The organism is Neobacillus drentensis NBRC 102427 (genome assembly GCF_001591445.1).
In the GTDB taxonomy this organism is placed as follows: domain Bacteria; phylum Bacillota; class Bacilli; order Bacillales; family Cytobacillaceae; genus Neobacillus; species Neobacillus drentensis.
In genome coordinates this window covers 278,796-299,017 of record NZ_BCUX01000003.1, presented here as the reverse complement: position 1 = coordinate 299,017, position 20,222 = coordinate 278,796, and the positions used below count along the sequence as shown (strand labels likewise).

20 protein-coding genes are annotated in these 20,222 nt (G+C 38.9%); all 20 read left to right on the top strand.

All coding sequences use genetic code 11. The features are described 5' to 3' along the window. Nucleotides 1–162 precede the first annotated feature (162 nt). The 20 genes from rimP to BDR01S_RS01900 all read left to right on the top strand — a co-directional run bounded on the left by rimP (nucleotide 163) and on the right by BDR01S_RS01900 (nucleotide 20,166). Entirely contained in the window at nucleotides 163–633 is a 471-nt protein-coding gene (rimP, locus tag BDR01S_RS02000; protein WP_066252744.1) for a ribosome maturation factor RimP, read from the top strand. 36 nt (nucleotides 634–669) lie between these two features. Beyond that, nucleotides 670–1,791 (top strand): transcription termination factor NusA, encoded by a 1,122-nt coding sequence (gene nusA, locus BDR01S_RS01995; RefSeq protein WP_066252745.1) that lies wholly within the window; start codon nucleotides 670–672, stop codon nucleotides 1,789–1,791. Between the two features lie 19 nt (nucleotides 1,792–1,810). Beyond that, entirely contained in the window at nucleotides 1,811–2,083 is a 273-nt protein-coding gene (gene rnpM / locus BDR01S_RS01990; RefSeq protein WP_066252747.1) for an RNase P modulator RnpM, read from the top strand. An 8-nt stretch (nucleotides 2,084–2,091) separates the two neighbouring features. Further along, entirely contained in the window at nucleotides 2,092–2,394 is a 303-nt protein-coding gene (locus BDR01S_RS01985) for a YlxQ family RNA-binding protein (protein WP_066259857.1), read from the top strand. 19 nt (nucleotides 2,395–2,413) lie between these two features. Further along, a complete protein-coding gene (gene infB / locus BDR01S_RS01980; RefSeq protein ID WP_066252749.1) occupies nucleotides 2,414–4,738 on the top strand; it encodes a translation initiation factor IF-2 in 2,325 nt (774 codons plus the stop codon). Next, nucleotides 4,735–5,016, top strand: a complete 282-nt coding sequence (locus BDR01S_RS01975) for a DUF503 domain-containing protein (RefSeq protein ID WP_066252750.1) — start codon at nucleotides 4,735–4,737, stop codon at nucleotides 5,014–5,016. The genes infB and BDR01S_RS01975 overlap by 4 nt, the downstream gene beginning before the upstream one ends. Before the next feature lie 17 nt (nucleotides 5,017–5,033). Next, a complete protein-coding gene (rbfA, locus tag BDR01S_RS01970) occupies nucleotides 5,034–5,405 on the top strand; it encodes a 30S ribosome-binding factor RbfA (protein ID WP_066252753.1) in 372 nt (123 codons plus the stop codon). A gap of 59 nt (nucleotides 5,406–5,464) precedes the next feature. Next, nucleotides 5,465–6,385 carry a tRNA pseudouridine(55) synthase TruB gene (truB, locus tag BDR01S_RS01965; protein WP_066252755.1) on the top strand — a complete coding sequence of 307 codons (921 nt, stop codon included), beginning with the start codon at nucleotides 5,465–5,467 and terminating at the stop codon, nucleotides 6,383–6,385. A gap of 30 nt (nucleotides 6,386–6,415) precedes the next feature. Beyond that, nucleotides 6,416–7,387, top strand: a complete 972-nt coding sequence (gene ribF, locus BDR01S_RS01960) for a bifunctional riboflavin kinase/FAD synthetase (RefSeq protein WP_066252757.1) — start codon at nucleotides 6,416–6,418, stop codon at nucleotides 7,385–7,387. A gap of 159 nt (nucleotides 7,388–7,546) precedes the next feature. Continuing rightward, on the top strand, nucleotides 7,547–7,816 hold the full coding sequence (gene rpsO, locus BDR01S_RS01955; protein WP_026566475.1) for a 30S ribosomal protein S15: 270 nt from the start codon (nucleotides 7,547–7,549) through the stop codon (nucleotides 7,814–7,816). 240 nt (nucleotides 7,817–8,056) lie between these two features. Continuing rightward, nucleotides 8,057–10,174 carry a polyribonucleotide nucleotidyltransferase gene (gene pnp / locus BDR01S_RS01950; protein WP_066252759.1) on the top strand — a complete coding sequence of 706 codons (2,118 nt, stop codon included), beginning with the start codon at nucleotides 8,057–8,059 and terminating at the stop codon, nucleotides 10,172–10,174. 121 nt (nucleotides 10,175–10,295) lie between these two features. Then, complete coding sequence (locus BDR01S_RS01945; RefSeq protein ID WP_066252761.1) at nucleotides 10,296–11,240, top strand: polysaccharide deacetylase family protein; 945 nt, start codon at nucleotides 10,296–10,298, stop codon at nucleotides 11,238–11,240. 103 nt (nucleotides 11,241–11,343) lie between these two features. Further along, nucleotides 11,344–12,579 carry a M16 family metallopeptidase gene (locus BDR01S_RS01940; RefSeq protein WP_066252763.1) on the top strand — a complete coding sequence of 412 codons (1,236 nt, stop codon included), beginning with the start codon at nucleotides 11,344–11,346 and terminating at the stop codon, nucleotides 12,577–12,579. A 295-nt stretch (nucleotides 12,580–12,874) separates the two neighbouring features. Beyond that, entirely contained in the window at nucleotides 12,875–13,120 is a 246-nt protein-coding gene (locus BDR01S_RS01930; protein ID WP_066252765.1) for a YlmC/YmxH family sporulation protein, read from the top strand. Nucleotides 13,121–13,286: 166 nt separating this feature from the next. Further along, complete coding sequence (gene dpaA / locus BDR01S_RS01925) at nucleotides 13,287–14,189, top strand: dipicolinic acid synthetase subunit A (protein WP_066252766.1); 903 nt, start codon at nucleotides 13,287–13,289, stop codon at nucleotides 14,187–14,189. Continuing rightward, nucleotides 14,186–14,785, top strand: coding sequence for a dipicolinate synthase subunit B (gene dpaB / locus BDR01S_RS01920; RefSeq protein WP_066252768.1), 600 nt, complete (start codon nucleotides 14,186–14,188; stop codon nucleotides 14,783–14,785). The genes dpaA and dpaB overlap by 4 nt, the downstream gene beginning before the upstream one ends. Nucleotides 14,786–14,979: 194 nt before the next feature. Then, the gene (gene asd / locus BDR01S_RS01915; protein WP_066252770.1) at nucleotides 14,980–16,029 is read left to right on the top strand and encodes an aspartate-semialdehyde dehydrogenase; all 1,050 of its coding nucleotides are present in this window, start codon (nucleotides 14,980–14,982) and stop codon (nucleotides 16,027–16,029) included. A gap of 34 nt (nucleotides 16,030–16,063) precedes the next feature. Further along, entirely contained in the window at nucleotides 16,064–17,308 is a 1,245-nt protein-coding gene (gene dapG, locus BDR01S_RS01910; protein ID WP_066252772.1) for an aspartate kinase, read from the top strand. 89 nt (nucleotides 17,309–17,397) lie between these two features. Further along, entirely contained in the window at nucleotides 17,398–18,270 is an 873-nt protein-coding gene (dapA, locus tag BDR01S_RS01905) for a 4-hydroxy-tetrahydrodipicolinate synthase (RefSeq protein WP_066252773.1), read from the top strand. Nucleotides 18,271–18,471: 201 nt separating this feature from the next. Next, the gene (locus BDR01S_RS01900) at nucleotides 18,472–20,166 is read left to right on the top strand and encodes a ribonuclease J (protein ID WP_218007861.1); all 1,695 of its coding nucleotides are present in this window, start codon (nucleotides 18,472–18,474) and stop codon (nucleotides 20,164–20,166) included. Nucleotides 20,167–20,222: the final 56 nt, after the last annotated feature.

The window sequence follows — 20,222 nt, the reverse complement described above, 5'->3', positions numbered from 1 at the left end:
GGTATAGTTTTATTGGAAATACTAAGAAATACTCTCGTGACTAAGAGTGGGGAAACCCGCTCTTTCGTTTTTGTATAAATGTTTTTTCTTAGTGTAACATGATAAAACTTTCCGTGAACTACATACAATATGGGTGAAATTATCGGAAAAAGGAGGTAAAGCATGAGCAAGGTAACGGAAGTTGTAGAAGAAATAGCAACGCCTATTTTTCAAGAACTTGGTTTGGAATTAGTGGAAATTGAGTATTTGAAAGAAGGGAAAAGCTGGTTTCTTCGCGTATATATCGATAAAGACAACGGTGTTGATATTGAGGATTGCGGACTCGTTAGCGAAAAACTCAGCGAAAAACTCGATGAGCTTGATCCGATTCCCCATAACTATTTTCTTGAAGTTTCTTCACCTGGAGCAGAGCGTCCATTGAAAAAAGATAAAGATTTCCAAAAGGCAATCGGGAAAAATGTCTTTATCAAAACTTATGAACCAATCGATGGGGAGAAAAGCTTTGAAGGGGAATTATTAGAATTTAATGGTCAACATTTAAAAATCGAAATGAAGATTAAAACACGGAAGAAAACGATTGAAATTCCCTATGAAAAAGTAGCCAACGCGCGATTAGCCGTCTCTTTTTCGTAATGAAATAATAGATAAAGGATAGGGGGATACAAACAGATGAGCAGCGAATTATTAGATGCTCTTACTATACTGGAAAGAGAAAAAGGTATTTCCAGAGATGTTTTAATTGAGGCAATCGAGGCAGCTCTTGTATCGGCATATCGCCGAAATTTTAATCAGGCCCAGAATGTTCGAATTGATTTAAATTTACAGTCAGGATCCATGCGTGTTTTTGCTAGAAAAGAAGTGGTCGATCAAGTATTTGACCCTCGTCTCGAAATTTCCTTAGAGGATGCCAGACAAATCACACCTAATTACTCAGTGGAAGATATTGTCGAAATGGAAGTAACACCTAAGGACTTTGGGCGGATTGCTGCCCAAACGGCAAAGCAAGTGGTTACTCAGCGTGTAAGAGAAGCAGAACGTGGAATTATTTATTCGGAGTTTATCGACCGTGAAGAAGATATTATGACCGGTATTGTCCAAAGACTGGATTCGAAATTCATTTATGTAAGTCTTGGGAAAATTGAGGCATTGTTACCTGTAAATGAGCAAATGCCAAATGAACGTTATAAGCCTCATGATCGAATAAAAGTATTTATTACCAAAGTTGAAAAGACGACGAAGGGACCGCAAATATTCGTATCTCGGACACATCCCGGTCTCTTAAAACGGTTGTTTGAAATTGAAGTTCCGGAAATTTATGACGGAACTGTTGAAATTAAGTCAGTTGCCCGTGAGGCCGGAGATCGGTCGAAAATCTCGGTTCATTCTGACAATACTGAAGTAGACCCGGTTGGTTCATGTGTTGGACCTAAAGGTGCAAGAGTTCAAGCGGTAGTCAATGAATTAAAGGGTGAAAAAATTGATATTGTCAAGTGGTCAGCAGACCCGGTCGTGTTTGTGGCAAACTCTCTTAGCCCTTCCAAAGTTTTAGATGTTATGGTTAACGAGAATGAAAAAGCAACAACCGTTGTTGTTCCTGATTATCAACTTTCTTTAGCAATCGGGAAACGTGGACAAAATGCCCGCTTAGCTGCAAAACTAACAGGCTGGAAAATCGATATTAAATCAGAAACTGATGCACGTGAGATTGGAATTTATCCACGTGAAGAAACCATAAGACTTTTTGATGATCAAGTTGATACTGATTTCGATTATGAAGAAGAGTTGGACTAAAAAGTGAGGTGAATGATGAATGAACAATCAGAAAAAAGTTCCTATGCGCAAATGTGTGGCAACCGGTGAAATGAAACCGAAAAAAGAACTTGTTCGCATCGTTCGCTCAAAAGAAGGGGAAGTATCCATCGACCTGACGGGGAAGAAATCCGGAAGGGGTGCCTACCTTTCAAGGGACAAGGAAGCTGTCTTACTTGCCAAGAAAAAGAATACCCTATCTAATCACTTACAGGTTTCTATAAATGATTCGTTATACGAGGAGCTACTTGAGCTTATAGAGAAGGAGAATTGACAATCCAAATGAAACAAAATCAATGGATGTCATTGCTTGGCTTGGCCAATCGAGCACGCAAAATCATATCAGGTGAGGAGCTAACCGTGAAGCAGATTCAAAGCGGAAAGGCGTTTCTCATTTTATTATCCGCAGATGCTTCTGCAAATACGACAAAAAAGATTACTGATAAGTGTAATTCGTATGAGGTTCCATATAAAATTGTGGAAAATCGTAATCTTCTTGGTCAAGCAATTGGCAAGGAAGCCCGCGTTGTTGTAGCTGTTCTGGATGATGGATTTGCCAAAAAAATGGTAACGTTGCTCGATTAAATCTAGCGGGGGTGAAAAGATGAGTAAAATACGTGTATATGAGTATGCAAAAAAACACAACATTTCAAGTAAAGAAATCATCACAAAACTAAAAGAAATGAACATAGAGGTCTCCAATCATATGGCAACAATAGAAGACGCAGAAGTTAAAAAGCTTGACGAAACATTCAGTAAAAATGATAACAAGGCACCACAGCAAAAACCAGAGAATAGTCAAACTGGACAACAGCCACAACGATCTACAAACTCTCGTCCAACTCAAGCGCAGCGTCAAAACCAAAGACCTGCACAGTCAACGCAAAGGCCGCAAGTTCAGACGAAAACTCCTAAAGCATTTGAAGAAGCTGCAGATAAAAATGCCGCTCCTAGCAAAGTAAAAGTTGTTTCTCCTCCAAAAACGGTCGAAGGCAAGAAGCAAAACCAGGAAACTCAGTCGAAAGAAAATAAGGTCTTCAACAATGCTGATAAAGCTAAGGCCAAGCCTTATAATAATTTTAATCAAAATCGCAATAATAATAATAATAATAAAAAGAAGAAGACTCATACGCCAGTCCAACAAGCCCAGCCACAGAAAAGAAAAGAGAAGGAGCTTCCAGCTAAGATTACTTTCAGTGAATCACTAACTGTGGGTGAATTAGCGAAAAAGATTTATCGTGAGCCTTCTGAGATTATTAAAAAGCTCTTTTTACTTGGTGTCATGGCAACTATTAATCAAGTCTTAGATAAAGATGCGATTGAATTAATTGCAAGTGAGTATGGGGTTGAAGTGGAAGAAGAAATAAAAATAGATACAACAGATCTTGAAGTGTATTTTACAGAGGATTCGGAGGAATCACTCATTGAAAGACCTTCTGTTGTAACAATAATGGGTCACGTTGACCATGGTAAAACAACCTTGCTCGATTCCATCCGAAACACAAAGGTGACAGAAGGTGAAGCAGGGGGAATTACCCAGCATATTGGTGCCTACCAAGTAGTGGAAAATGGCAAAAAAATAACATTCCTTGATACACCTGGACATGCTGCATTTACGACGATGCGTGCACGTGGCGCTAAAATTACTGATATTACAATCTTGGTTGTCGCCGCAGATGACGGTGTTATGCCGCAAACTGTTGAAGCAATCAACCATGCGAAGGCTGCTGAGGTTCCAATTATTGTAGCTGTTAATAAAATGGATAAAGAAGCTGCAAATGCTGACCGTGTAATGCAAGAATTGACGGAACATGGATTAGTATCCGAAGCATGGGGCGGGGAAACTATCTTTGTACCTCTATCTGCAAAAACCGGAGAAGGAATTGACACGCTTCTTGAAATGATTTTACTTGTTGGTGAAGTAGAGGAATACAAAGCCAATCCGAATCGTAAAGCCGTTGGTACTGTTATCGAAGCACAATTAGATAAGGGTCGTGGCTCTGTCGCAACCTTACTCGTTCAAAACGGTACTCTAAAGATTGGTGATCCAATTGTTGTGGGGCATACGTTTGGTCGTGTCCGTGCAATGGTGAATGACAAAGGACGCCGCGTTAAAGAAGCTGGTCCGTCAACACCTGTTGAAATAACCGGACTTAATGACGTGCCGCAAGCAGGAGATCGTTTCGTTGTATTTGAGGACGAAAAAACTGCCCGTCAAGTTGGCGAAGCGCGCGCTCAAACAGCGTTAGTAGCCCATCGTGGTGAAAAATCGATTGTTAGCTTAGAAACATTATTTGACCAATTGAAGCAAGGTGAAATGAAGGATTTAAATATCATCCTTAAAGCCGACGTTCAAGGGTCTGCTGAAGCGGTTGCCGCTTCATTGCAAAAAATAGATGTTGAAGGTGTTAACATCAAAATTATCCATAGTGGTGCTGGTGCGATTAATGAATCAGATATTAGTCTTGCCGCTGCCTCAAATGCGATCGTTATCGGTTTTAATGTTCGCCCTGATGTAAATGCAAAACGTGCAGCTGAAGCAGAGAAAGTGGACGTTCGTCTACACCGGATTATCTATAAAGTAATCGAAGAGATAGAAGCAGCAATGAAAGGTATGCTAGATCCTGAATTCCAAGAAAAAATTATTGGTCAAGCAGAAATCCGCCAAACCTTTAAAGTTTCAAAGGTCGGAACAATTGCCGGTTCTTATGTAACAGATGGTAAAATTACTCGGGATAGCGGTATTCGTTTAATCCGTAACGGTGTTGTTACGTTTGAAGGGAATATTGACGCGTTAAAACGATTTAAAGATGATGTAAAAGAAGTTGCCCAAGGGTACGAATGTGGTATTACCATTAAAAACTTTAATGATGTTAAGGAAGGCGACATCATTGAAGCATATGTAATGGAAGAAATTGAACGGAAATGATCATCGGTTCGGCCGTTTGTGAATGTATGATTTATGATGCTCATTCTTTAAAAGAGAAACGGGCTGTTCTGCAACGAATTCTTACACGTTTAAAACAGAAATATAATGTTTCTGTATCAGAAGTGGGATTTCAGGATATGTGGCAACGAACGAAAATTGCCATTGTTGTTGTAACTTCCACACGTGTAACGACGGAACATGAGTTGCAAAATGCTTTGAAATTAATCGATTCTTTTCCAGAAATAGAGAGAACGATCACCGAGATTGAATGGCTTTAAGTTAAGAGGTGAATGTGATGAGCCACAGAGCAAATCGAGTAGGCGAACAAATGAAAAAAGAACTAGGTGACATCATCGGACGTAAAATCAAGGATCCACGGATTGGTTTTGTGACGGTTACCGACGTTGAAGTAACAGGAGATTTACAACAAGCGAAAGTATATATTTCCGTATTAGGTGATGAAGAGCAAAGGGAAAATACGTTAAAAGGTTTGGCCAAAGCAAAAGGCTTTATTCGAACTGAAATCGGCAACCGTATCCGTCTTCGTAAAACACCTGAAATCCTCTTTGAATGGGATGAATCTATCGATTACGGAAATCGAATTGATACACTTCTTCATCAACTCCATAAGGATGAAAAACCTTTAGAAAAAAATGAAGAAGAATAATTGGATAGACATTGTCTATCCTTTTTTTTCGATGAAATTTTTGATTGGAGGACAACTGATTGGAAGGTATATTACCTTTATTTAAACCAGCAGGCTTAACATCCCATGACTGTGTTTTTAGGTTACGTAAAATATTAAAAACAAAAAAAGTAGGTCATACAGGCACATTAGATCCAGACGTCACCGGAGTGCTTCCTATTTGTATAGGAAAGGCGACCAAGGTTGCTGAATACATAACAGAGGCTGGTAAAGCTTATGAGGGAGAAGTAACGATTGGTTTTTCGACCACAACGGAAGATGCCTCAGGTGAAATAGTGGCACAGAAACCAGTAAACCGGATCATTCAACGAGAAGAGATTCTTCAAGTATTTCAATCAATCACTGGTGAAATTGAACAAACCCCACCAATGTTCTCAGCGGTAAAAGTAGGCGGGGTCCGTCTGTATGAATTAGCAAGGAAAGGGATTGAGGTCGAACGGCCAACTAGGAAGGTTACGATTTATTCAATCGAACTATTAGATGATCGTTCTGAATTTATTGGTGAAACCCTTACATTTAGGTTTAGAGTTAGTTGTAGTAAAGGAACTTATATTCGAACCTTAGCAGTAATGATAGGTGAAATGCTAAGCTACCCCGCACATATGTCGTACTTACAAAGAGTTCAATCAGCTTCATATTCATTAGAGGATTGTTTGACGTTCGAAGAGATTGAAAGACATATGGAAGAAGGAACAATTTCGAGTGTATTAAGACCATTAGAAACTGCACTTTCTGATTTGCCGAAATTACTAATTAATGATAAAGTAGCAGAGAAAGTGAAAAATGGCGCATTATTACAGATGCCAGAACATTTATCAACAAGTAACGGACCAATTGTCACTGAAACTGCTGATGGACTAGCCCTGGCTATTTATTCAAGACATCCAAGCAAGCCAGACCTCCTTAAACCAGTTAAAGTGTTACGTAATGATTTAGATTAAAAAGGTACGGTATAGAAAAGGTGAGTTTCATTGGAAGTAATTAGGCTTAGATTTCCATATAAAAAAATAAATGCTGAAAATCCACCCCTAGCACTGGCTCTGGGTTATTTTGACGGCGTGCATCGTGGACATCAACAGGTGATTCTTGAGGCAAAAAAGCATGCTGATGAAAAAGGTATTTGCAGTGCGGTCATGACATTTGATCCCCATCCCTCAGTGGTATTAGGAAAAACGGAGCAGCAGATTCAGTCTATCACCCCATTAACTGAAAAAATAAAAATCATTGAAGAACTTGGTATTGATTATTTATTTATCATTAATTTCACCACTGAATTTGCTAATTTGCTTCCTCAGGAATTCATTGACCAATACGTTATTGGACTGAACGTATTGCACGTGGTTGCTGGTTTTGATTTTACTTATGGGCGTATGGGAAAGGGAACAATGGAAACATTGCCCTTTCATTCAAGAAATCAATTTTCTTATTCAGTCGTTCCAAAGTTTACTCAAGCTGACGAAAAGGTTAGTTCAACCAGAATTCGAAAGCTGCTTAAAGAGGGGAGAACAGACACTCTTCTTTCACTTCTTGGTCGATACTATACTACCTCGGGCATTGTCATTCACGGGGATAAACGAGGCAGAACGATTGGCTTTCCAACGGCAAATGTTGACATAAATGATGACTATATTATCCCGCCGCTCGGTGTGTATGCAGTAAGAATGAAATTAGACAAAGACACGCAATGGTACAATGGAGTTTGTAATATTGGTTACAAACCCACATTTAATAAGGAAGCCTTACATTCTTCTGTCGAAGTACATTTATTCAACTTTAATGAGGATATCTATGGTAAAGAAGTGGTCATTCAGTGGCATCTTCCCTTACGAAAAGAACAAAAATTCTCGGGGATAGCAGAACTGGTTGCTCAAATAGAAAAAGATAAGCAAAATTCACTAAATTATTTTATTAAACAAGACAATCTTCATAATTCTGACCTTTAAAAAGTGTTTTTCTTACAATAAACTTAGGTATAGCCTTGCTTTTTGACGAGAAAAGTTGTATTCTTATTAACGTATTAAAAATAACCTCTACTTGGCAAGACGAATCACCAACGCTTGCTCGGTATCAGGGGATTTGTAAAATTTAGGAGGTGAATCCGGATGGCAATCACTCAAGAACGTAAAAATGAACTTATCAATGAGTTTAAAACTCATGAAAGCGACACTGGATCTGCAGAAGTTCAAATCGCTGTCCTTACAGAATCAATCAACAATTTGAATGAGCACTTACGTACTCACAAGAAAGATCACCACTCACGTCGCGGTCTTTTGAAAATGGTTGGTAAACGTCGTAATCTTTTAACATTCCTACGTAACAAAGACGTACAACGTTACCGTGTGTTAATTAATAAGCTTGGTCTACGTCGTTAATTTACAGAAGCGGGATTATTCCCGCTTTTTTATTAGCCTTAAAAAGAAGAAAAGAAAATAAAGAATTTTTTATACATATTTTTAAGTCAGGTCTTTTTGTGCATACTATTAAGGTAATTACCTATTGAAACAACAGCTTTTTAAGCTTTTTAATAAAGTAAATTTAGTATGATGAGTATAGCGAGAGTGAAAATTTTCGCATCATCCTCCTAAGTGATTTAGATAGAGAGGGGTAAAAATATGGAACAATTGAAACATGAGTATTCCATGGTTTGGGCAGGCCGTAAATTAACTGTCGAAATTGGACAATTAGCTAAACAAGCAAACGGTGCGGTCCTAGTACGCTATGGAGATACAGCAGTATTAAGTACAGCTACTGCTTCAAAAGAACCAAAAAACTTAGACTTTTTTCCATTAACGGTTAACTATGAAGAGCGGTTATATGCGGTCGGAAAAATCCCGGGCGGTTTTATTAAACGTGAGGGCCGTCCAAGTGAAAAAGCAATATTAGCAAGCAGACTAATTGACAGACCAATTCGTCCGCTATTTGCTGATGGTTTTCGCAATGATGTTCAAGTTATCAGTATTGTCATGAGTGTGGACCAGGATTGTTCTACAGAAATGGCTGCAATGTTCGGTTCTTCATTAGCACTAAGTACATCCGATATCCCATTTGAAGGTCCAATTGCAGGTGTGGTCGTAGGTCGAGTTAACAATGAATTTGTCGTTAACCCAACTGTTGAACAAGCTGAAAAAAGTGACATTCATTTAACTGTTGCCGGAACTAAGGATGCAATCAACATGGTTGAGGCAGGGGCGTTAGAGGTTCCTGAAGAAACAATGCTTGAAGCCATTATGTTTGGTCATAATGAGATAAAACGCTTAATTGAGTTTCAAGAAAAAATTGTCGCTGAAATTGGCAAACCAAAGAGAGAAATTTCTCTTTATGAAATTGATAAAGAACTCGAGGCTGAGGTTCGGGAAATCTGTGAAGCTGATATGTTAAATGCCATTCAGGTACAGGAAAAGCATGCCCGTGAAGATGCCATTAAAGAAGTGAAAAATCAGGTTATTGCCAAATATGTGGGACAAGAAGCCACAGATGAAGATATGAAGCAAGTGAAACAAATATTGGAAAAGATTGTTAAAGGTGAAGTGCGTCGTTTAATTACGGTAGAAAAAGTTCGTCCAGATGGACGGAAAATTGATGAAATCCGACCGTTGTCATCACAGATAAGTATTTTGCCTCGTACCCACGGTTCAGGTCTTTTCACACGTGGACAAACTCAAGCGCTTAGTATCTGCACGCTTGGGGCAATGGGGGATGTACAAATCCTTGATGGTCTCGGAATAGAGGAAGAAAAACGCTTTATGCATCATTATAACTTCCCTCAATTCAGTGTTGGAGAAACCGGTCCAATCCGTGGTCCGGGACGTCGTGAAATTGGTCATGGTGCCCTCGGCGAACGTGCACTTGAACCAATTGTTCCGTCTGAAAAGGATTTCCCATATACGATTCGTCTTGTATCTGAGGTACTTGAATCGAATGGTTCCACTTCTCAAGCAAGTATATGTGCGAGTACATTAGCGATGATGGATGCTGGTGTTCCAATTAAAGCTCCAGTAGCAGGTATTGCAATGGGTCTTGTAAAATCTGGAGAGCATTATACTGTTTTATCTGATATCCAAGGGATGGAAGATCATCTAGGGGATATGGACTTTAAAGTAGCGGGTACTGCAAAAGGTGTTACTGCACTTCAAATGGATATTAAGATTGAAGGTCTATCCCGTGAAATATTAGAAGAGGCCCTTCAGCAGGCAAAAGTTGGCAGAATGCATATTTTGAATTCTATGTTGGCTACTATTTCTGAACCAAGAGCAGAGCTTTCACAGTTTGCACCGAAAATCTTGACGATGAAAATCAATCCAGATAAAATTCGTGATGTTATTGGACCGAGCGGTAAGCAAATCAATAAGATTATTGAAGAAACTGGCGTAAAGATTGATATCGAGCAGGATGGTACCGTATTTATTGCATCAACGAATCAAGAAATGAACCAAAAGGCAAAGAAAATCATTGAAGATATTGTTCGTGAAGTTCAAGTAGGCGAAATGTATCTTGGTAAGGTAAAACGAATTGAAAAATTTGGCGCCTTCTTGGAAATCTTTGCTGGTAAAGATGGTCTCGTTCATATATCTGAACTTGCTGAAGAGCGAGTGGGTAAAGTGGAGGATGTTGTCAAAATCGGAGACGAACTATTAGTTAAAGTAACTGAGATTGATAAACAAGGTCGTGTAAACCTTTCTCGCAAAGCCGTCTTAAAAGAACAGCGTGAAAAGGCCGAAGAAAGCAAATAATAAGAACTTAAATAGTAAAGTCAGGGTAATTACCCTGGCTTTTTACATATGTTGGATAAGTAAACCTTCAGTTCTACCTTGTCCCTTTTATACATAATCTTTATGGAAAGGGGGAAGTTAGATGAAAAAGGTTTCTATCATAATAATGATTTGTTTAGCAGGATGGATCGCAGTAAGTAATCCATTTGTTAGCAAATATTTAACTTTAAAAAAGGAAACAGCATTGCCCGCAGCAAAGGAGTCAGACCCTCTTTATCAGAGTATTATTAAAAAAGCCCCTACATACGAAATACCGCCTATCGATGCGACCAATGACAGAGTCTGGAAAGCTATTCCAGGCTATAATGGGCGAGAGGTTGATATTCCAGCTTCATATAAGAATATGAAACAAAAAGGCGTTTTTAATGAAAAGAGACTAATCTTTACTCAGAAAAAGCCAAAGGTTCACCTCAACGATTTACCGCCAGCTCCTATTTATAAAGGGAATCCTAATAAACCAATGGTAACGTTTATTATTAATGTGGCGTGGGGAAATGAATATTTATCAGAGATGCTTGCAACTCTAAAAAAACATAATATATCGGTTAGTTTCTTTCTTGAAGGAAATTGGGTCAAAAAAAATCCCGATCTGGCAAAAATGATTGTCAGTTCTGGTCATGAAGTAGGGAACCATTCCTATTCTCATCCAGATATGAAGCAACTAACCAGTGGTAGCGCCAGGGAACAAATCGTGAAAACCAATGAAATTATCGAAGCGGCTACAGGTAAGAAATGCGTATGGTTTGCTCCTCCTAGTGGCAGTTATCGGGATGAGACCATAAAAGTTGCCAGCGAATTAAAAATGAAGACCGTTATGTGGACAGTTGATACCGTGGACTGGAGGAAACCATCTGCAGATGTTCTTATAAATCGTGTAATGTCAAAAATTAATAATGGGTCAATGGTTCTTATGCACCCAACAGAATCGACTGCGAAATCACTCGATCGCTTAATCACACAAATTAAACAAAAAAACTTAGAAATTGGAACAGTTTCTGAGTTAATGAGTGAAGAAAGAGTTGAGTAATAATCGTAGTAAGATATACTGAAAATTGGAGAAAATACATTTTAATAAGTATAATGGTAAATGGAGTAGCAGCAGCTTCTGTTATAGAGACTGGAGGAAGTCGATGATTAATAAATACACTTGCCAAAATGGAGTAAGAATTGTTTTAGAAAATATCTCTACTGTACGATCAGTTGCAATTGGTGTATGGATTGGTACGGGCTCAAGAGATGAAAACCCCGAGAACAATGGTATTTCACATTTTCTGGAGCATATGTTCTTTAAAGGCACAAATACAAGGTCAGCAAAGGAAATTGCCGAATCCTTTGATAGTATTGGCGGACAGGTGAATGCGTTTACTTCAAAGGAGTATACCTGCTATTATGCAAAAGTTCTTGATACACATTCCCAATTTGCATTAGATGTGTTAGCTGATATGTTTTTTAACTCAACTTTTGTGGAAGAGGAACTAAACAAAGAGAGAAATGTAGTCTTAGAAGAAATAAAAATGTACGAAGATACTCCAGATGATATTGTTCATGACTTACTTAGCAGAGCAGTTTATGGAGAACATCCACTAGGATATCCTATTTTAGGAACAGAAGATACGCTTAATACGTTTACCGGCCAAACGTTAAAGGAATATATTCATGAGAGGTACACTCCTGAAAATGTTGTCATTTCAGTTGCAGGTAATGTATCGGAATCCTTTATTAAAGAAGTCGAAAAGTATTTTGGATCCTATAAAGGTGCGAACAACCAAGCAGTTGAAAATATTCCTACCTTCCATTCTAATCGTATTTCTCGAAAGAAGGATACGGAACAGGCCCATTTATGTATTGGTTTTGAAGGATTAAAGGTTGGGCATGAAGATATCTACAGCCTAATTACATTAAATAATATTTTGGGCGGCAGCATGAGCTCAAGATTATTCCAGGAAGTTCGTGAGCAAAGGGGCTTAGCTTATTCAGTTTTCTCGTACCATTCTGCCTATCAAGACAGTGGGATTGTGACGGTTTATGGTGGAACAGGGGCCAAACAGCTTAATGTTCTATATGAAACCATCCAAGAAACACTTAATAAATTAAAGCAAGAAGGGATTACTGAAAGAGAATTAACAAATAGTAAAGAGCAGCTGAAGGGCAGCTTGATGCTAAGTCTGGAAAGTACAAACAGCCGGATGAGTCGTAATGGTAAAAATGAACTTTTACTGAAACGTCACCGTTCACTCGATGAAATTATCGATCAGATCGATGCAGTTTCCAAAAAGAGTGTGGACGAAATGACCAAGGCAGTCTTTAATGACAACTATTCCGTAACCTTAATCAGTCCAGACGGAGAATTTCCAACTTCATTATAGTAAAAGAAGGCAATGCTAAAGCTTATTTGGCACCATGTTGATTGGAGCGGAAGGCGCGAAGACTCCTGCGGGAGGACGGGGCTGGGGAGACCCCGCAGGCGCTTGCGCCGAGGAGGCTCCCCGGACCGCCCGCGGAAAGCAAAGCGCCTGGAGCGGAAATCAACATGCAAGTTCATATAGCTCGAATGAAAAGAGGTGATCCATTCAGTTGGATTACCTCTTTTTTTAGTTAGTCTAAAGGAGGACTTCCTCTTATAAACTAATAGTAAGGGGTAATGAAGGGGGGACAAAAGCATTGAGGTTAAGTGAACTAAGCGGAAAAGAGATTGTTGATGTAAAAAAGGCAGAACGACTTGGTGTACTGGGCCAAACCGATTTAGAAATTAATGAAGGCACCGGTCAAATTCAGGCTCTGCTCATACCTTCAATTAAATGGTTTGGTTTTCGAAAACAAGGGGAAGAAATCAGGGTTCCTTGGCAGCACATTAAAAAAATTGGCTCTGATATGATCATAATCGATGTACCGGATGAAGACCAGTAACGTACTGTGGCAAAAAAGCCCAAGCAAGTGTCAACTTGCTTGGGCTTTTTTATTTAGTATGGATGGAAAACTCACCGAATGAGGTTAACCGACATAATATGGTGAAGTGATATAAAGAAAAGGGAATTCATAGTAGGATTTTAAAAAAAAGAAGGTGATTGTTTTCATGCTGACAGGGATGCAAATTGCCGTGATTGGTGGGGATGCCAGACAGCTGGAAATCATCCGCAAGTTAACCGAATTAGATGCGAGACTATCGCTTATTGGTTTTGAACAGCTTGACCATGCTTTTACGGGTGCGGTCAAGGAAAAGCTGGATGAAGTCGATTTTTCAACAATGGATACCCTTATCTTACCAGTGCCGGGTACTAACCTAGAAGGACAGGTAGAAACAATCTTTTCAAATGAAAAGGTAATTTTGACTGCAGATATACTTTCTAAGACTCCAGAACATTGTACGATTTATTCAGGAATTAGCAATGCCTATTTAAATGGGATTACCAAAGAAGCCAAGCGGACTCTTATTCAGTTATTTGAAAGGGATGATGTGGCTATCTATAATTCTATCCCTACAGTAGAAGGGACAATTATGATGGCGATCCAACACACTGATTTTACCATACATGGGTCTAATATTACGGTTCTAGGGTTAGGAAGAGTTGGAATGAGTGTTGCAAGAACATTTGCTGCACTTGGAGCAAATGTTAAGGTTGGAGCTAGAAAGAGTGAACATTTGGCAAGAATCACTGAAATGGGATTAACGCCTTTTCATTTGAAGGATTTGGAAAATGAAGTGAATAATAGCGATATCTTAATAAACACAGCGCCACATTTAATCGTAACAGCAAGAGTTATTTCTAAAATGCCTTCACACACGCTCATAATTGACCTTGCATCAAAACCGGGTGGAACTGATTTTAGATACGCAGAGAAAAGGGGAATAAAGGCATTACTTGCCCCAGGATTGCCAGGAATTGTAGCGCCAAAAACAGCGGGTCAAATTCTGGCGAATGTTCTTGCCCAACTGCTTCAAGATGATTTAAGAAAGCGAAAGGGGAAAGTGAAATGAGTTTAAAGGGTAAAAGAATTGGCTTTGGCTTAACCGGTTCTCATTGTACGTACGATGCAGTATTCCCGGAAATAGAAAAATTAGTGCAAGCCGGTGCAGAGGTCATGCCAGTCGTAACTTTTACAGTTAAAAATACAGATACACGATTTGGCAAAGGGGAGGATTGGATTCAGCGAATTGAAGATTTAACAGGGAATAAGATTATTGATTCAATTGTAAAAGCGGAGCCGCTCGGACCAAAAATCCCACTTGATTGTATGGTCATTGCCCCATTAACGGGTGTATCAATGAGTAAATTTGCCAATGCCATGAACGATAGCCCAGTATTAATGGCTGCAAAAGCCACGCTGAGAAATTTAAAGCCCGTTGTCCTTGGAATCTCTACCAACGATGCACTTGGATTAAATGGTGTAAACTTAATGAGGTTAATGGCAACCAAGAATATATTTTTTATTCCCTATGGCCAGGATGACCCCAAAAATAAGCCAAATTCAATGGTTGCAAGAATGGCATTGCTCACTGAAACTGTTGAAGCAGCAATCGAAGGAAAACAAATTCAACCCGTGCTAGTAGAAAGGTATAAAGATTCTGACTAATTATCTCCCCTCATTCATCAAAAAAGGTTATTTCTTTTATGGAATATGTTAAAATAAATTATTCTATCATCAGTGGGAAGATCATTTGCCCGCTGATGAGATAATAAAAATTATGGATAACATGCTGGCAGCTATATAAAGGCCAATTCCTTTTTTTGATATAATGACCAGCTAGTTTGGAAGGGGAACCTGTAATGAGTCAACAAAATGGATTTCACGTTGCTGTTGTTGGAGCAACAGGAGCAGTAGGACAACAAATGATACAAACATTAATTAAAGAGAACTTCCCAATCAGAAAACTAACTCTATTATCCTCAGCTCGATCAGCCGGGAAAAAAATAGATGTTAATGGTCAGGAATATACCGTTGAAGAAGCTAAGCCTGAGAGCTTTGAAGGTGTTGAGATTGCCCTGTTTAGTGCAGGTGGCAGCGTATCAAAGGAGCTTGGTCCAGAAGCTGTTAAACGTGGTGCGATTGTGGTGGACAACACTAGTGCTTTTAGAATGGATGAGAATACACCATTAGTTGTACCTGAAGTGAATGAAGCCGACCTTCACAATCAAAATGGGATTATTGCAAACCCAAATTGTTCTACCATTCAAATGGTGGTTGCCCTTGAGCCGATCCGTCAACAATTCGGCTTGAAAAAGGTAATTGTTTCAACCTATCAAGCTGTTTCTGGTTCAGGTGCAGCAGCAGTTGAAGAATTAATGGAGCAAACTCAGGCGATTTTAAACGGGGATGCATATGAGCCTAAAATATTACCAGTGAAATCCGATAAAAATCACTATCAAATTGCTTTTAATGCCATTCCACAAATTGATAAATTTCAAGAAAATGGATACACATTTGAAGAAATGAAAATGATTAATGAAACAAAAAAAATCATGCACTTGCCAGAATTACAGGTTTCCGCTACTTGTGTTCGACTTCCTGTTGCTGTGGGTCATTCTGAATCTGTTTATTTTGAAATAGAGTCGGATGATGTAAGTGCAAATGACATTAAGGCACTATTAAAAGATGCCCCGGGTGTTATTTTGCAAGATGATCCGGAAAACCAACTATATCCGATGCCGGCAAATTGCGTTGGGAAAAATGATGTATTTGTTGGACGAATTAGAAGAGACATTGATGAACCTCGTGGTTTTCATATGTGGGTAGTATCCGATAATTTACTCAAAGGTGCAGCATGGAATTCAGTTCAAATTGCGGAAAGCTTGGTTAAATTAGGCATTGTAAAATAAAGCTACGACAAAAAAGGCAGGTTTTGGTGTCACCATGAAAATTATTGTTCAAAAATTTGGCGGTACATCTGTAAAAGATGAAAATGGCAGGAAATATGCTAAAGGCCATATTGAGAAAGCGTTAGCTGATGGCTATAAAGTGGTTGTGGTTGTAAGCGCGATGGGTAGAAAAGGTGACCCTTATGCAACTGATACACTACTTTCATTAATCGGTGGCAATGTAAGCAAAATCTCAAAGCGGGAACAGGATTTATTATTGTCTTGTGGTGAGGTTATTTCTAGTGTCGTTTTTGTGAATATGTTATTAGCAAAAGGGATTCAAGCTGTTGCATTAACGGGTGCTCAAGCAGGTTTTCGAACCAACAATGACCATACAAATGCAAAAATCAATGAAATGAAATGCGATAGACTCCTTAGAGAATTAGAGAGTAATGATGTTGTAGTGGTTGCGGGCTTTCAAGGAGCCGCAAAAAATGGAGATGTGACCACAATTGGGCGTGGCGGAAGTGATACTTCAGCTGCAGCTCTAGGTGCTGCCCTTAATGCGGAATGGATTGACATTTTTACTGATGTGGAAGGAATTATGACTGCCGATCCACGAATTGCAGAAAATGCACGGCCACTATCCATAGTAACTTACACTGAAGTGTGTAATATGGCATATCAGGGGGCAAAGGTTATTCATCCGAGAGCAGTAGAAATTGCGATGCAGGCAAAAGTACCGATTCGGATTCGATCAACATACTCTGAAGGATTAGGAACATTGGTAACCTCATTAAATAAAAATAATCGTGGCAGTGACATTAAGGAGCGGGTAGTTACAGGGATTGCTCATGTTTCAAATGTTACGCAAATAAAAGTTTTCGCTAAAAAGGATCAATATTACTTGCAGGCGGAAGTATTTAAGGCAATGGCCAATGAAAGAATTAGCGTAGATTTTATCAACATTTCGCCGAACGGGGTAATCTATACAGTTACAGAGGAGATGACCGATCGAGCTATACAGGTCTTAAATCAATTAGGTCATGACCCTGTCGTTGAGCGTCATTGTGCAAAAGTTTCTGTTGTTGGTGCAGGTATCGCAGGGGTTCCCGGAGTTACTTCAAAAATTGTAACTGCCTTGTCGGATCATGGAATTCGTATATTACAATCTGCAGACAGTCATACGACGATTTGGGTACTTGTAAAGCAGGAGGACTTGGTTAAATCCGTCAATGCCCTCCATGATGCTTTTCAATTAGAAGAAGAATCATTGGAATTTAATCTTTTCGATTTATAATTTAGCTTTGACTGGGTAAATCATTCAAATGAATCGGAAGAGGCGATTAGTGTATTTGTATGATGGATTGTATCGAGAGGAGTAAGAATATGGTTCATTTCGGGCGAGTTTCGACGGCAATGGTTACCCCTTTTGATAAGAAGGGGCATATTGACTTAGCCAAGACGACGCAATTAGTGAATTTTTTAATTGAAAATGGAACGGATTCACTTGTGGTGGCTGGAACCACTGGTGAATCACCCACGTTATCTAAGGAAGAAAAGCTGGCATTATTTGATCATGTAGTAAAAGCGGTAAATAAGCGGATTCCTGTCATTGCTGGAACAGGAAGCAATAATACTTATGCATCTGTTGAATTGACAAAAAAAGCGGAGCAACTTGGCGTAGATGCGATTATGGCTGTAGCACCTTATTATAATAAACCAAACCAAGAAGGTTTGTATCAGCATTTTAAAGCCATTGCGGAAGCCACTTCCTTGCCAGTAATGGTTTACAATATTCCAGGCAGGTCCGCAGTTAATATCCATCCTGAGACGATTATTCGCCTCTCGAGGATAGCAAATATTGTTGCAGTTAAGGAAGCCAGCGGGGATCTAAATGCAATGACACATATCATTGCTAATACAGAGGACGATTTTGTTTTATATAGTGGGGATGATAGTCTAACTATCCCTGTTCTTTCCATTGGCGGTGCAGGCATTGTTTCAGTTGCTTCTCATGTTATTGGAAAACAATTGAAAGAATTGGTTCACGCATTTCTTAATGGTCAGAATGAAAAGGCAGCAAAATTGCATCAGCATCTCCTTCCTATCATGCAAGGTTTATTTACTGCACCTAGTCCTGCTCCTGTTAAAACAGCTTTACAGCTAAAAGGATTAGATGTTGGATCAGTAAGGCTGCCTCTCGTAGGCCTTACAGAACAAGAACGTTCAGCGTTAATAACCCTATTAAATAGGATATAATGAATAACCAAAGCCAACCGATGTATGAATCGGTTGGCTTATTTTTTTAATAAAATTAGACCAATTATTATTAATGTTGGAAAGGTTTTCTAAAATCAAGTATAATAATCATAACTGATTTGGAACGGAAATAAGAAAAGCGGTAGCAGCCGTTTAGCGGAGCTGGAGCTAGACATTTTTCGGAGATCAATTATATAAATTATGATACACCATAGGAGGATTTACAAATTGATAAAGAAACTAAATAATTCCATTAAGGTAATCACACTTGGTGGTATAGGAGAAATCGGAAAAAATATGTATCTTGTTGAGGTGGACAAGGATATATTTGTCATTGATGCTGGCTTAATGTTCCCCGAGGAAGAAATGCTTGGCATAGATATAGTGATTCCGGATCTAACCTACTTAAAAGAAAATAAGGAACGTGTAAAAGCAATTTTCCTAACACATGGACATGAAGATCATATCGGGGCTTTATCGTATGTACTTCGTGAATTAGATGTTCCTGTGTATGGAACCAAGTTAACCCTTGCCCTTGCAAATGCTAAACTTAAAGAGCAAGATTATTTTGGTAAAACAAATTTTATTGAAGTAGATTCAGATACGATTGTTAATATGGATACTGTTGACGTAAGTTTCTTCAAAACAAATCATAGTATCCCTGATTCTGTTGGTGTTTGTATTCATACATCTGAAGGAATCATCGTTTATACCGGTGATTTTAAATTTGATCAAGCGGCGACAAAGCTTTATAAACCAGAAATTGGCAAGATGGCATCGATTGGGGAACAAGGAGTATTATGCTTGTTATCAGATAGTACAGAAGCAGAAAAGCCTGGCTACACGGCATCTGAAGCAATTGTTGAGCGTGAAATGTCTAATGCTTTCTATAATGCACCAGGGAGAATTATCGCTGCGTGCTTTGCGTCTGATATTAATAGAATCCAGCATATTTTTGATGCAGCACAGGAGAACGGACGTAAAGTAGCAGTAGTAGGTAAAAGTCTTGAACGAATTTATCATATAGCCCTTGATTTAGGATATTTAGAAGTTGCAGAGGATTTAATCATTCCTATTAGTGAGATAAAAGACTATCAAGACCGTGAAATTGTTGTGTTAATGACAGGAAGTCAGGGTGAACCGATAGAGGCTCTACAAAAAATGGCGAAGCAAATTGATAAAGTGGTTAATATTCAAAAGGGAGATACCGTACTAATCGCGGCCTCACCGCTTAGAGGCAGTGAAGTGTTTTTATTTAAAACTATCGATATGCTTTTTAGAGCTGGTGCAAATGTTATATCTGGGAAAAGGGCCATCCATGTTTCAAGTCATGGAAGTCAAGAAGAATTAAAATTTATGATTAACTTGATGAAGCCTAAATATTTGATACCTGTTCACGGTGAATTCAGGATGCTGAAGGCTCATCGGAAATTGGCGATGGAATGTGGACTTACTAATGAACAAATTTTAATTCCTGACCGTGGCGATATTGTTGAATTAAAGGAAGGGAAGCTTACACTTGCCGGGAAAGTACCATCTGGGAATATCCTTATCGATGGTATTGGGGTTGGAGATGTAGGAAATATTGTCCTTCGTGATCGCAGGCTTTTATCGCAGGATGGAATTCTTATTGTGGTAGTAACCCTAACAAGACATGAGCGGAAAATAGCTGCAGGACCTGAAATAATCTCAAGAGGGTTTGTTTATGTTCGCGAATCTGAAAAATTGATGGAGGATTCAACCAAATTGGTACGGGACATAGTTGAAAGGAATATTGCAAAGGATTCCTTTGAATGGTCAAGCTTGAAGCAGGATATCAGAGAAGAATTAAATCGAAATTTATTTGAAAAGACGAAAAGAAGACCGATGATTCTCCCAATCATTATGGAAATCTAAAAAGAAGGCACTGGGTCGATCCAGTGCTTTTTATTTTAGGCATGAAATTACCTCAT

What these genes read in the sequence shown, in the direction of transcription:
- rimP (WP_066252744.1), top strand. Translation starts at nt 163, where the DNA reads ATGAGCAAGGTAACGGAAGTTGTAGAAGAAATAGCAACGCCTATTTTT.
- nusA (WP_066252745.1), top strand. Translation starts at nt 670, where the DNA reads ATGAGCAGCGAATTATTAGATGCTCTTACTATACTGGAAAGAGAAAAA.
- rnpM (WP_066252747.1), top strand. Translation starts at nt 1,811, where the DNA reads ATGAACAATCAGAAAAAAGTTCCTATGCGCAAATGTGTGGCAACCGGT.
- BDR01S_RS01985 (WP_066259857.1), top strand. Translation starts at nt 2,092, where the DNA reads ATGAAACAAAATCAATGGATGTCATTGCTTGGCTTGGCCAATCGAGCA.
- infB (WP_066252749.1), top strand. Translation starts at nt 2,414, where the DNA reads ATGAGTAAAATACGTGTATATGAGTATGCAAAAAAACACAACATTTCA.
- BDR01S_RS01975 (WP_066252750.1), top strand. Translation starts at nt 4,735, where the DNA reads ATGATCATCGGTTCGGCCGTTTGTGAATGTATGATTTATGATGCTCAT.
- rbfA (WP_066252753.1), top strand. Translation starts at nt 5,034, where the DNA reads ATGAGCCACAGAGCAAATCGAGTAGGCGAACAAATGAAAAAAGAACTA.
- rpsO (WP_026566475.1), top strand. Translation starts at nt 7,547, where the DNA reads ATGGCAATCACTCAAGAACGTAAAAATGAACTTATCAATGAGTTTAAA.
- pnp (WP_066252759.1), top strand. Translation starts at nt 8,057, where the DNA reads ATGGAACAATTGAAACATGAGTATTCCATGGTTTGGGCAGGCCGTAAA.
- BDR01S_RS01945 (WP_066252761.1), top strand. Translation starts at nt 10,296, where the DNA reads ATGAAAAAGGTTTCTATCATAATAATGATTTGTTTAGCAGGATGGATC.
- BDR01S_RS01940 (WP_066252763.1), top strand. Translation starts at nt 11,344, where the DNA reads ATGATTAATAAATACACTTGCCAAAATGGAGTAAGAATTGTTTTAGAA.
- dpaA (WP_066252766.1), top strand. Translation starts at nt 13,287, where the DNA reads ATGCTGACAGGGATGCAAATTGCCGTGATTGGTGGGGATGCCAGACAG.
- dpaB (WP_066252768.1), top strand. Translation starts at nt 14,186, where the DNA reads ATGAGTTTAAAGGGTAAAAGAATTGGCTTTGGCTTAACCGGTTCTCAT.
- asd (WP_066252770.1), top strand. Translation starts at nt 14,980, where the DNA reads ATGAGTCAACAAAATGGATTTCACGTTGCTGTTGTTGGAGCAACAGGA.
- dapG (WP_066252772.1), top strand. Translation starts at nt 16,064, where the DNA reads ATGAAAATTATTGTTCAAAAATTTGGCGGTACATCTGTAAAAGATGAA.
- dapA (WP_066252773.1), top strand. Translation starts at nt 17,398, where the DNA reads ATGGTTCATTTCGGGCGAGTTTCGACGGCAATGGTTACCCCTTTTGAT.
- BDR01S_RS01900 (WP_218007861.1), top strand. Translation starts at nt 18,472, where the DNA reads ATGATACACCATAGGAGGATTTACAAATTGATAAAGAAACTAAATAAT.